Source organism: Candidatus Protofrankia californiensis (genome assembly GCF_900634765.1).
Lineage (GTDB): Bacteria > Actinomycetota > Actinomycetes > Frankiales > Frankiaceae > Protofrankia > Protofrankia californiensis.
This window is the reverse complement of the sequence record NZ_CAAAFT010000217.1, coordinates 16,076-16,949: the sequence shown is the minus strand read 5'-3', so window position 1 is coordinate 16,949 and position 874 is coordinate 16,076. Positions and strand designations below refer to the sequence as shown.

Sequence of the window (874 nt, the reverse complement as noted above, 5' to 3'; positions counted from 1 at the left end):
AGCCTGACGTCGTTACCCACCAGCAGCGGACTGACGTCGGTGAACTTCGCGTGCACCACCCAGGTGGGCGGGTTGCTGTTCGCCGCAAGCCCAGTGGTCGTGGCGGCGGTGGCCAGGACCACCACCAGCGCGACACCGACCAGCCGAGGCAACGATCCGTGGCCGCGGCTCGGCGCCAGGTTCCTCCTTGCCGGGTTCGTCATCGGGCACCGCTTCCGAAGGCGTCGGTCCAGGGCTGGTTCCCTATGGCGCCGGGCAACGGATAGGGGTCGTTGCGCAGACCGGGCGGGAGCACTCCCGGGTTGTTGTCGACGCTGCCGAGACCGGCCTGTAAATGGGCTCGCGCGTAGTGGCCGTTGGCGTCGTAGTTGGCGAAGGCCGATCCCCACTGGCCGAGGAACGACACCACCTCCGGGGTGTACGGACGCAGGAAGGCGAACGCCGGCTGCAGGTAGTTCACCGCGGAGGTGACCCCGGGTACGGCGGCGTGCGCCTGGTCGAGCAGCCCGGGTGTGGTGTTCAGCAGGTCGTCCGCGGCCGACAGCGTCGGCCCGAGGTCGGCGACCAGCGGGCGCAGGTCCGCCAGCACCGGTCTGAGGTTGCGCGACACCGACGGCAGCTTCTCGGCGGCGGGACGCAGGTCGTTCAGCAGTGGCACGGCCTTGTCCGCGACGCCGGGCACCACGGCCAGCGTGCTGTTCGCCTGATCCAGTGTGCCGGGCAGTTTCTGCAACGACTCCGACAGCTGCTGGCGCTGCCCGGCCACCACAGACGTGAGATGCGTCAGGTCGCCGATGATGCCGCGCAGGTTGTCGTCACGGGCCGCGAGCGTGGTGGTCAGCTGGTTCAGGGTGACGACCAGGTTCTTGATCGC

At 69.5% G+C, this 874-nt stretch carries 2 pseudogenes; both read right to left on the bottom strand.

The features are described from left to right. Positions 1-203: pseudogene (locus DD1DGNOD_RS26915) on the bottom strand (MlaD family protein); the annotation flags it as partial. Further along, a pseudogene (locus tag DD1DGNOD_RS11980) lies at positions 200-874 on the bottom strand (MlaD family protein); the annotation flags it as partial. The pseudogenes DD1DGNOD_RS26915 and DD1DGNOD_RS11980, both read right to left, overlap by 4 nt.